Source organism: Bradyrhizobium pachyrhizi (assembly GCF_001189245.1).
Lineage (GTDB): Bacteria > Pseudomonadota > Alphaproteobacteria > Rhizobiales > Xanthobacteraceae > Bradyrhizobium > Bradyrhizobium pachyrhizi.
Window position 1 is genome coordinate 62,115 of the sequence record NZ_LFIQ01000020.1, and the last position, 8,573, is coordinate 70,687.

12 protein-coding genes and 1 pseudogene are annotated in these 8,573 nt (G+C 64.4%); 6 read left to right on the top strand and 7 right to left on the bottom strand.

The features are described 5' to 3' along the window. Positions 1–653: MFS transporter (locus AKL29_RS44080; protein ID WP_244481656.1), on the top strand; the 653-nt coding region annotated here is incomplete at its 5' end. Positions 654–750: 97 nt separating this feature from the next. On the opposite strand, the gene AKL29_RS00725 is transcribed toward AKL29_RS44080, so the two are convergent. From AKL29_RS00725 to AKL29_RS00735, 3 genes are all read right to left on the bottom strand, one after another. Then, on the bottom strand, positions 751–1,224 hold the full coding sequence (locus tag AKL29_RS00725; protein ID WP_050382349.1) for a secondary thiamine-phosphate synthase enzyme YjbQ: 474 nt from the start codon (positions 1,222–1,224) through the stop codon (positions 751–753). Between the two features lie 164 nt (positions 1,225–1,388). Beyond that, positions 1,389–1,913: a hypothetical protein gene (locus AKL29_RS00730; protein ID WP_028333731.1), complete on the bottom strand. Its 525-nt coding sequence runs from the start codon at positions 1,911–1,913 to the stop codon at positions 1,389–1,391. Positions 1,914–1,943: 30 nt separating this feature from the next. Next, positions 1,944–2,567, bottom strand: a complete 624-nt coding sequence (locus tag AKL29_RS00735) for a 2-hydroxychromene-2-carboxylate isomerase (protein WP_050382351.1) — start codon at positions 2,565–2,567, stop codon at positions 1,944–1,946. A 274-nt stretch (positions 2,568–2,841) separates the two neighbouring features. Between AKL29_RS00735 and AKL29_RS00740 the strand changes: the two genes are divergently transcribed. The 5 genes from AKL29_RS00740 to AKL29_RS00760 all read left to right on the top strand — a co-directional run bounded on the left by AKL29_RS00740 (position 2,842) and on the right by AKL29_RS00760 (position 5,489). Beyond that, positions 2,842–3,213, top strand: coding sequence for an AtpZ/AtpI family protein (locus AKL29_RS00740; protein ID WP_028333733.1), 372 nt, complete (start codon positions 2,842–2,844; stop codon positions 3,211–3,213). A 72-nt stretch (positions 3,214–3,285) separates the two neighbouring features. After that, a complete protein-coding gene (locus tag AKL29_RS00745) occupies positions 3,286–4,035 on the top strand; it encodes a F0F1 ATP synthase subunit A (protein ID WP_028338954.1) in 750 nt (249 codons plus the stop codon). A gap of 55 nt (positions 4,036–4,090) precedes the next feature. Then, positions 4,091–4,321: a F0F1 ATP synthase subunit C gene (locus AKL29_RS00750; protein ID WP_016847054.1), complete on the top strand. Its 231-nt coding sequence runs from the start codon at positions 4,091–4,093 to the stop codon at positions 4,319–4,321. 112 nt (positions 4,322–4,433) lie between these two features. Next, positions 4,434–5,000, top strand: coding sequence for a F0F1 ATP synthase subunit B (locus AKL29_RS00755; RefSeq protein ID WP_028333735.1), 567 nt, complete (start codon positions 4,434–4,436; stop codon positions 4,998–5,000). Positions 5,001–5,003: 3 nt separating this feature from the next. After that, entirely contained in the window at positions 5,004–5,489 is a 486-nt protein-coding gene (locus tag AKL29_RS00760; RefSeq protein WP_028333736.1) for a F0F1 ATP synthase subunit B family protein, read from the top strand. Positions 5,490–5,618: 129 nt separating this feature from the next. On the opposite strand, the gene AKL29_RS00765 is transcribed toward AKL29_RS00760, so the two are convergent. From AKL29_RS00765 to AKL29_RS44085, 4 genes and pseudogenes are all read right to left on the bottom strand, one after another. Then, complete coding sequence (locus AKL29_RS00765) at positions 5,619–6,269, bottom strand: hypothetical protein (protein ID WP_028333737.1); 651 nt, start codon at positions 6,267–6,269, stop codon at positions 5,619–5,621. A 115-nt stretch (positions 6,270–6,384) separates the two neighbouring features. After that, entirely contained in the window at positions 6,385–6,972 is a 588-nt protein-coding gene (locus tag AKL29_RS00770; RefSeq protein ID WP_026191927.1) for a GNAT family N-acetyltransferase, read from the bottom strand. A gap of 59 nt (positions 6,973–7,031) precedes the next feature. Continuing rightward, positions 7,032–8,321, bottom strand: coding sequence for a M16 family metallopeptidase (locus AKL29_RS00775; protein ID WP_050382360.1), 1,290 nt, complete (start codon positions 8,319–8,321; stop codon positions 7,032–7,034). Next, positions 8,321–8,573 (bottom strand): annotated as a pseudogene (locus AKL29_RS44085) (threonine synthase); the annotation flags it as partial. The gene AKL29_RS00775 and the pseudogene AKL29_RS44085, both read right to left, overlap by 1 nt.

An 8,573-nucleotide genomic window follows, 5' to 3' on the forward strand; every position in this document is an offset into this window, starting at 1 on the left:
ACGCCAATCCGGCGCTGGAAAAGGCTTACGAGTCGATCAAGGTGCAGGTCGTTGCCGATCCCGCGGGCTGCGGCGATCTGTTCAACCCGGTCGGCACCCGTGTCTTCTCGGCGCCTTGCGACACCGCCCGCGCCTTCCTTGCCCAATCGTCGGTGAAATATTCGACGGTGCCGGGCCCGGCCGGCTCGCCGGTGAAGATCCTGATCAACGACAAGGAAGTGCCGTATACGGACGCCAAGACGTCGAACCCCGCAATCCTCGCGGCGGTGCAGGCGGCGGGCTATCCGAAGCCGGGTGACGCCGGCATCGTGAAGATGTCGCACCCGTTCGACGTCTTCCGTCCTCAGGTGGCGTCGGTCATCGGCCTGCTGTTCGTCCTGGTGCTCTATGTCACCATGGTCTACGGCCCGATTGCCGCCATGCTGGTGGAACTGTTCCCGACCCGCATCCGCTACACCTCGATGTCGCTGCCCTATCATATCGGCAACGGCTGGTTCGGCGGCCTGCTCCCGGCGACCGCGTTCGCGATCACCGCCTCGACCGGCGATATCTACTCCGGTCTCTGGTATCCGGTCATCTTCGCCGCAATCACCGTCGTGGTCGGCGCGCTGTTCATTCCGGAAACCAAGGACGTCGACATCACCAAGACCTGACCGTCGACATCGCGATCAAATCAAACTGCATCGGCCGCGGAGCGATCCGCGGCCGATGTCATTTGGAGGCCAGGTCTAAAAAGATGGGTCGCGCGCGTCAGCGCGTGGCGCCGATGAATTGCAGTACGATCTCGCGCCGGTGCGGGCGGGCGCGATGCTCGATCAGATAGATGCCCTGCCAGGTGCCGAGCGCCATCTCGCCGTCGAGCACGGGGACCTGCAGCGAGGTCGCCGTCAGCATGGTCTTGATGTGCGCCGGCATGTCGTCAGGGCCTTCGGTGTCGTGACGCCAGCCGCCGTCTTCGGGCGCCGCACGGTCGAGCGCCGTCATCAGATCGACCAGCACGGCCGGATCGGCATTCTCCTGGATCGTCAGCGAGGCCGAGGTGTGGCGGATGAACAGCGTGACCGCACCCTCGCCGGCGCGCGCCTCGCGCAGGAATTTGGCGACCTCGCGCGTGATGTCGGTGAAGCCGGCGCTCGACGTTTCGACCGCAAGGCGCGACGACACGATGCTGGTTGCCGCGACGGAGGATGGCGCCGAGTGCGTGATGGTCCTCGATGAGTTCATCTGTAACTCTCACTATGTCGTCCCGGCGAAAGCCGAGACCCATAACCACCGATGTTCATTACTTCGGCGAGACATCAACTCCGAGTCATCGAAATCGAGAGGCCGCGGCGTACGGGTCCCGGCTTTCGCCGGGACGACGCTGTTGTAACAGTGTCAGCGCAAAATCAAATCTTGCCGCCATTGACGTCGCGCTGCACGCGGTTGGCCATCTCGATCAGCCGCCGCCAGGCCCGTTCCAGGAACGACATCATGCGATCCATGTCGCGGTCGCTCGGCAGCGGGATCTCGATCTTGCGCTCGCCCTCGGCGACCTTCGGCTCGGTCTTGGGCTCCGCCTTCTTCAGCTGATCCGATTTCGGCAACGCCTCGTCGGTCTTGGCCGACGGTGCGCGCGCGGCGAGCTCACCCTTGAGCTTGTCATTGTCGGCTTGCAGGCGCCCGATCTCGGTGTCCAGCGCCGCCCGCTCGTCCGGCACCATGTAACAGGCCCAGCCGGCGCTGGAATTGGTGCAGGTCGACACCGCGCCGGTGCGCGTGTCGAGCCGCAGGAAACCGTCGCCCGCCGGAGACAATGCGTAGCGGCCATTTTCGGTGTCCGGCGCGGTTTGCGCGATCGCCGCGCCGCCGCTTGCGATCAGGATGGCAGCAATTGCGATGGACAATTTCGACGGCGACATCGCGATGGGCATGGCTTGCTCCGCCTCAACCTGATTCCTGCCCTAGACCACAGAGCTATAGGGCTTGCGGCCCGACTTCAACGCGTCTTCAAGCAATTCGATCCGGTCCTGGCCCCAGAACACCTCGCCATCGAGCACGTATCCGGGCGAGCCGAACACGTCGGCGTCCAATGCATTCTGGCGATTCTGCTCATAGGCCGCGCTGATCGCTTCAGTGCTCGAGCGCTCGACCAGTTGCCGGCCGGGCAAACCGGCATCGTCGGCGAGCTTCACCAGCGTCGCAGGATCAGCAAGATTAAGCTGCTGCTCCCACACCGCGGGATAGGCCCGTTGCAAGAACGGCTCGGGGTCGAGGCCGGACTCGAGCATCGCGATCACCACGCCATCGGCAAGGCGCCCGTTGAACGGCCAGTTGGCCGGCTGCAGATGAAAATTCAGCCCCCGCTTGTCGCGCCAGCGCTGCAACTCGATCATCCGATAACGCTGCCGCACCGGATGGCGCTTGGCGAGCGGCAGTCCGCCGGTCTCCGAGAACAGATCGACCAGCAGCACGGGCCGGTAATTTACCTTGAGATCGTAAGTGCTTACGAGTCGAACGAAGGGCTTGTGGCCGATATAGGCCCAGGGGGATTGCAGCGAGAAGTAGTAATCGATCTGGCGCGGCATGCGGAACCTGACTGCGTGAGAGGACGGGACTTTCGGCGATCCCAGCAGAGCCGGAAAAGCCACGCAATATCGCTCAATGCCACGCAAGCTGTTGCACTGCGATCACTGCGTCACTCTGACCTTGAATATCTCCAAATAAAACCAGCAGAATCAAAGCAATAACTGGTTACGACGCAATCTTGACTTGATTAGACGCGGTAAGTATGGTCCGCGCGGCTTTTGACGGGGACGGGCGCAATTTCCATCATCCGCGGCATCGGTTAGTGTTTCCAGCATGGCTGAGAACACCAACGACGGCGCAAATGGAAGTCGCGATCAATCGCCTCCTGACGAAGCTGCGCTTTCCGCAAGGCTCGGAAGTCTCGATCATCGGTTGTCAGAAATTCGCGACAGCCGCAGGAGCAAGACTGATCAATCCGGTACTGAAGGCGGGGACAGTGCGGCCAGAGCTTCGGCGATGGCGCTCGGTTTTCGTCTTTCCTCGGAGCTGATCGCGGGCGTTGCCGTCGGAGCGGCGATTGGCTGGGGGTTCGACCGTTTGCTGTCGACGTCGCCATTCGGCTTCATCGTGTTAACGCTGCTCGGCTTCGTCGCCGGGGTGGTCAACGTGGTGAGGTCCGCGGGCGTGGCCTCGGGCAAGCGCTGAGCGCTGGCGGGAAGTCACGACATTTGAAATTCGATTACCGGCACGATAGCCGGTGGACCAAGAGCCGCGCGGATGAAAATCGACCCGATCCACCAGTTCAATATCGAGCCCCTCTTCACGCTCGGCCACATCGGCAATCACACGATCGCCTTCACCAATTCCTCGCTCTTCATGTTCATCGCGGTGCTGCTGATTGCGCTGCTGATGCTGGCGAGCGGCCGGGAACTGGTTCCGGGACGGCTGCAGTCGGTCGCCGAAATCTCCTACGAGTTCGTCGCCACCACGATTCGCAGCACGGCCGGCGCGGAAGGCATGAAGTTCTTCCCGCTGATCTTCTCGCTCTTCATGTTCCTCTGCGTCTCGAACCTGGTCGGCGTCATCCCCTACACCTTCACGATCGCGAGCCACCTGATCGTCACCGCGGCGCTCGCGCTTTTGGTGTTCTTCACCGTCCTGATCTACGGCGTCTACAAGAACGGCCTGAAATTCTTCAGCATCTTCGTCCCCCACGGCGTTCCGATCTACATCCTGCCGCTGGTCATGTTCATCGAGATCCTGTCGTTCTTCCTGCGCCCGGTCTCGCACAGCGTTCGTCTGTTCGCCAACATGCTGGCCGGCCACATCGCATTGAAGGTGTTCGCGGGCTTCGTCGCGATGCTCGGCTTCTCGCTGGGCGCGCTCGGCTGGGTCGGCGGCGTGCTGCCGCTGGCGCTCACGATTGCGCTGTACGCGCTCGAACTGCTGGTCGCGTTCCTGCAGGCCTACGTGTTCGCGATCCTGACCTGCATCTACCTCAACGACGCCATTCATCCGGGACACTAAGCGGTCCGGGGAATCTCCACCCACCAATCTGTCTATCTTTCTCAAGGAGCTACATATGGAACCGGCAGCAGCAAAACTTATCGGCGCGGGCATCGCGTGCATCGGCATGGGCGGCGCGGGCGTCGGCGTGGGCATCATCTTCGGCAACTACCTCGCCGCTGCGGTGCGTAACCCGTCGGCCGCTCAGGGCCAGTTCGGCAACCTGATCTTCGGCTTCGCCGTGACCGAAGCGCTCGGCATCTTCTCGCTGCTGATCGCGCTGCTCCTGCTGTTCGTTCCGCTCTGAGCGGCACCCCGGTTCCGCTCTGCGGTAACCCGGTTCCGCTTTGCGGCAACCCCTTCGCGCCGCCCAAGGGTCGTTCCAAGGGCGGCGCGCATGACAGCAACAGGAGAACACCATGGCTGAGAGTCATGGCGAGGCAAAAGGCCAGAAAGCCGGCGCCCACACCGAGACCGACGGCGGACATCACGGCGGAGCCTTTCCGCCGTTCGATTCGTCCAATTTCGCCTCGCAGCTGGTGTCGCTGGCGATTGCATTTGTCGCGCTCTACCTGATCGTGTCGCGTATCGCCCTGCCGCGCGTCGGCGGGACGATCGATGCACGTCAGAACAAGATCGAGGGCGATCTGGCCGAGGCGCAGAAGCTGAAGGACGAGTCCGACGCGGCGCTGAAGGCCTACGAGACCGAGCTGGCGAATGCGCGCGCCAACGCGCAGGCGATCGGCAACGAGACCCGCGAGAAGCTGAACGCGGCCTCGGAAGCCGAGCGCAAGGCGCTGGAAGCGAAGCTGGCGGCAAAGCTCGCCGACGCCGAGAAGCAGATCGCAACGACGAGGACCAACGCCATGAGCAACGTCCGCGGCATCGCGGCGGATGCGGCCGGCGCCATCGTCCAGCAACTCGCCGGCGTCACGCCGGACGCCAATGCGGTCAACAGCGCCGTCGACGCGTCGCTGAAGGGATAGACGATGTTTTACGAACCGGAAACCTGGGTTGCGATCGCCTTCGTCATTCTGCTGGTCGTGTTCGGCTATCTCGGCGTCCATCGCACCCTGCTGACGGCGCTCGACCACCGTGCCGAGCGCATCAAGGCCGAGCTGGAAGACGCCCGCCGCCTGAAGGACGAGGCCAATAAGCTGCTCGGCGAGTACAAGGCGCGCCGCGCCAGCGCCGAGCGCGAGGCCGAGGAGATCATCTCCAGCGCCAAGGCCGAAGCCGAACGGATCGCGGCCGAAGCCAAGACCAAGATGGAAGATTTTGTCGCGCGGCGGACCAAGACCGCCGAGAGCAAGATCGCCCAGGCCGAGGCCCAGGCCGTGGCCGATGTCCGCGCCGCCGCGGCCAACGCCGCCGTGACCGCCGCCTCGACCATCCTGTCGCAGTCGGTCAAGGGCTCGGTTGCCGACGACCTCGTCGGCAAGGGCATCGCGGAAGTCCGCTCCAAGCTGAACTGACGCGATCTCAACTCCTTAAAAAAGGCCGGCGCGAGCTCATCGCGCCGGCCTTTTGTTTTGTCCAAATTCGTCCGTTTGACGCGCTTTCTTCACGCGAACCGGTTGTCCACTTCGCTCGAAAACGTTCTGTTACTTCTTCTTGTGCGGCGCGCGGGCCTTGGGCTCCGGCTTCAGGGCCTGCGGGTCGAAGCCGATATAGAAGATGTAATTGTCGTTGTCGGCCGGCGACGGCGCCGGATAGACGACGTCCTCGGCAACCAGGCTGAATGGCACGCTGCCGCTTTCGTCCATCTGCACCGTGGTGGTGTAGGCCTTGGTCATGATCGTCTTCTCGCCGACGCCGCCCTGCACCACGGCGACGCGCAGCGGCACCTGAATGCTCGGTGGCGCGCCCTGGGGACCGACAATGATCCGCCCCTGGATGCCGATCTTGGCCGTGATCTGGCCGCTGTTCAGATTGCATTGCCGCGCTGTGCGCGTGATCGAGGCCAGGAACTTGACGTCGTTGCCGACCGCTTCCTTGCCGTTCGCGGCCACCGAATAGGTCGAGGCCCCGGAGCGGATCTGCACCGGCGGGCAGGTCAGTTCAGCGTCGGCATCGTTGAGCTGCTGCGGCGCCGCGGGCGTCGCCGGCTTGTCCTGGTCGGACGAGCCGCCGCCGAACAGGCTCTTGAAGCGGTCGCTCAGCGACTGCGCGGAAGCTGCCGAAGGCAGCAGCGTGGCACCGAGACCGATCGATACCGCCGCTGCGAGCGCGAACCTGATCACCCTTTCACCCATCAATATCCTCAAATTTCCCAACCGGGTTCCCTGTTTCGCGGCCGTTATAGCAAGGCAATGGCGGCGAACCCAAGGCATCGAGGGCGGCACCGCCCTCCGCAAAAAGGCTTACGGATCAGCCGCGGAAATCCTCGTGCAGCAGGCCGAACAGCAGGTGGTCCTGCCAGATCCCATTGATGCAGAGATAGCGCCGCGCCAGGCCCTCCCGGGTGAAGCCGCACTTCTCCAGCACGCGGATCGACGAGGCATTGGACGGAATGCAGGCCGCCTCGATGCGGTGCAGGTTGAGCTCGCCGAACAGCGAGGGCAGCAGCACCCGCAGCGCCGTCGTCATGTAGCCGCGATGGGCATGCGGCAGCCCGACCCAATAGCCGATCGTGCCGGCCTGCACGATGCCGCGGCGGACATTGGCGAGCGTGATGCCGCCGATCATCACCCCGTCCGATTCGCGGAAGATGATGAACGGATAGGAGCGGTCGGCGGCGATATCCTCGGTGTAGCGGCGCAGCCTGCGGCGGAAGCCGGCGCGGGTCAGGTCGTCGGAGGGCCAGATCGGTTCCCACGGCGTGAGATAGGCGCGGCTGAATTCGCGCAATTGCGCCCATTGCGGGAAATCCGACATCTGCGGCGCGCGCAGCAAGAGCCCGTGACCGCGCGGCATCAGTGCAGCGGGTCCATTGGACGGCAAACGAAACAGGGCCATGGCCCAACACTCCCCCGCCCATTCGGGCGTGACACCCTGCCCCGAGCCTCGCGGCCCCCTTAGTGCAGCAGCGTCTTTGCCTTCGACTTCGTCAATCCTTCCGCAAAAGCCACCGCCGTGTCCAGACCCCTGCCGCTGCCGAGCGCAACAACGGCGGGCCGGCTGCGCGCCAGCAGGGCACGGGCGGCGTTGCGGCTCGATTCGACGCTGACCGCGTCGATCCGGGCCACCAGTTCTTCCACCGTCTGCGGCCGACCATAGGCTAGCACATGGCGTGCCAATTGTTCGGCCCGCGATGAACAGCTTTCCAGCGCCATCAACAGGCCGGCCTTCATCTGCGCCTTGGCGCGGGCGACCTCGGCCTCGGTCAGGGTTTCGACCGCGTCGTTGATGACGTCGACGATGACTTCCATCATTTCCGGCGCATCCGCCGGATCGGTCCCGGTGTAGAGGCCGAAGAAGCCGGTGTCGGTGTAGGGCGCGTGGAAGGTGTAGATCGAGTAGCACAGTCCGCGCTTCTCGCGCACCTCCTGGAACAGCCGCGACGACATCCCGCCGCCGAGCGTGTTGGTGAAGACCTGCAGCGAGAACAGCGAGGGGTCGGTCTGCGGCACGCCTTCGAGCGCCAGCGTCAGATGCGCCTGCTCGAGATCGCGATGCACCACCCGCGAGCCGCCCGTGCCGAACATCGCGGCCTGCGGCTGCGGCGCCGGCGTGGCGTCGAAGCTTGCAAACTTCTGCGTGACGTCCTCGACGATCCGCGTGTGATCGACCGCGCCGGCGGCCGCGACCACCATGTCGGGGGCGCGGTAATGCGTCGAGAGATAGCCGCGCAGCATGTCGCGGTCGAAGGCCTTCAGCGTCTTGGCGGTGCCGAGCAGCGAGCGGCCCATCGGCTGCTCCGGATAGCAGAGCTCGTTGAGATGCTCGAACACGACGTCGTCGGGGGTATCCTGCGCCGCGCCGATCTCCTGCACGATGACGCTCTTCTCGCGCTCCAGCTCGTCCGGCACGAAGGTGGGGTTGGCGAGGATGTCGGAGAGCACGTCGAGCGCCAGCGGCACATCCGCCTTCATCACCCGCGCATAATAGGCCGTGGTCTCGGTCGAGGTCCCGGCATTGAGGTCGCCGCCGACCGCCTCGATCTCCTCGACGATCTCGCGCGAGGAGCGCCGCGCCGTGCCCTTGAACGCCATGTGTTCGAGCAGATGCGAGATGCCGTGCTCATTCGGCTTCTCGTCGCGCCCGCCGACGCCGGCCCAGACCCCGAGCGCCGCGGTCTCCAGATGCGGCATGGTGTCGGTGACGATTGTCAGGCCGCTCGGCAGCTTCGTGATTTCAACGCCCATCAGGCAACTCCCTGCTTGGCAGCACGGCTGACCGCCAGCACGAAGCGCTCGACCTCGGCGGAATCATTCTTCATGACCGTGATATGTTCGAATTTGCTCATCAGGCCTCCGAGCCAGACCGGCAGCTGCGGACGCACCCCGCAGGCGGCTTCCACCGCGTCGGGGAATTTGGCCGCGTGCGCGGTCGACAGCACGATGTTCGGGATCTTGGAATCCGAGGTGTCGCGGTCGGCGACCGCGAGCGCCACGGCG

Coding starts and splice junctions, on each gene's coding strand:
- AKL29_RS00725 (WP_050382349.1), bottom strand. CDS start 1,224: ATGAACTCATCGAGGACCATCACGCACTCGGCGCCATCCTCCGTCGCG.
- AKL29_RS00730 (WP_028333731.1), bottom strand. CDS start 1,913: ATGCCCATCGCGATGTCGCCGTCGAAATTGTCCATCGCAATTGCTGCC.
- AKL29_RS00735 (WP_050382351.1), bottom strand. CDS start 2,567: ATGCCGCGCCAGATCGATTACTACTTCTCGCTGCAATCCCCCTGGGCC.
- AKL29_RS00740 (WP_028333733.1), top strand. CDS start 2,842: ATGGCTGAGAACACCAACGACGGCGCAAATGGAAGTCGCGATCAATCG.
- AKL29_RS00745 (WP_028338954.1), top strand. CDS start 3,286: ATGAAAATCGACCCGATCCACCAGTTCAATATCGAGCCCCTCTTCACG.
- AKL29_RS00750 (WP_016847054.1), top strand. CDS start 4,091: ATGGAACCGGCAGCAGCAAAACTTATCGGCGCGGGCATCGCGTGCATC.
- AKL29_RS00755 (WP_028333735.1), top strand. CDS start 4,434: ATGGCTGAGAGTCATGGCGAGGCAAAAGGCCAGAAAGCCGGCGCCCAC.
- AKL29_RS00760 (WP_028333736.1), top strand. CDS start 5,004: ATGTTTTACGAACCGGAAACCTGGGTTGCGATCGCCTTCGTCATTCTG.
- AKL29_RS00765 (WP_028333737.1), bottom strand. CDS start 6,269: ATGGGTGAAAGGGTGATCAGGTTCGCGCTCGCAGCGGCGGTATCGATC.
- AKL29_RS00770 (WP_026191927.1), bottom strand. CDS start 6,972: ATGGCCCTGTTTCGTTTGCCGTCCAATGGACCCGCTGCACTGATGCCG.
- AKL29_RS00775 (WP_050382360.1), bottom strand. CDS start 8,321: ATGGGCGTTGAAATCACGAAGCTGCCGAGCGGCCTGACAATCGTCACC.